The sequence below is a fragment of the Aliivibrio sp. S3MY1 genome, assembly GCF_028765575.1.
In the GTDB taxonomy this organism is placed as follows: domain Bacteria; phylum Pseudomonadota; class Gammaproteobacteria; order Enterobacterales; family Vibrionaceae; genus Aliivibrio.
The window spans coordinates 1-814 of the sequence record NZ_JARACO010000092.1; the positions used below are offsets into that span (position 1 = coordinate 1).

General features: G+C 42.3%; 1 protein-coding gene. It reads left to right on the top strand.

What is annotated here, in order from left to right; genetic code table 11:
- Positions 1-83: 83 nt before the first annotated feature.
- Positions 84-814 (top strand): ISAs1 family transposase (locus tag PVK62_RS17365; RefSeq protein ID WP_274449506.1); only part of this gene is annotated, 731 nt, incomplete at its 3' end.

Consider the following 814-nt stretch of genomic DNA (forward strand, 5'->3'; position numbering starts at 1 on the left):
CACGGCAAGATCATTATAAATGAAACTTTTGAGTAGCGAAGCGATCAGAGCAGTAAATAATCATTTATTGTAGTGTTTAAAACATGACTGACTCTTTTCTCCAACACTTTGAAGCTATTGAAGACCCACGTATTGACCGATGTAAGCGACATGAGCTTCTCGATATTATCCTTTTAGCCGTCAGTGCTGTCCTATCAGGAGCCGAAGGCTGGGAGCAAATTGAAGATTTTGGTATTCATCGTCTAGATTGGCTACGACGTTATCGTCCTTTCGAACATGGTATTCCACGCCATGACACCATCGCTCGCGTTATATGCCGTCTTAAGCCAGAAGAAATAGAGACAGCGTTTCAACGCTGGATGAGCTCTCTTATTGAAGCTACTGGAAGCGATGTTATTGCTATCGATGGTAAAACAGCTAGGCGTTCATTTGATACTCGTGAGAGGCAAAATCCCCTCCATGCTGTCAGCGCTTGGAGTTGTCAACATCAACTCGTTCTTGGGCAGGTTGCGGTTGATGAGAAAAGCAACGAGATAACAGCTATTCCAAGGCTGCTCACGCTACTTGATATTGAAAACTGTATTATCACATTAGATGCAATGGGGTGCCAGAAAGAAATAGCTAAGCAGATTATTAAAGAAAAAGCAGATTACGTATTAGCTTTAAAAGGTAATCATTCTGGGATGAAAGCAGAGCTTGAAGCTTGGTGGCACAAATCAATGCGAGAAGGTACAACGTCTAATACTTACGACGAATTTAGTGAAGTGAGTGCTGGTCATGGACGTATTGAAGTCCGTCATTGCGAGCAATTAAT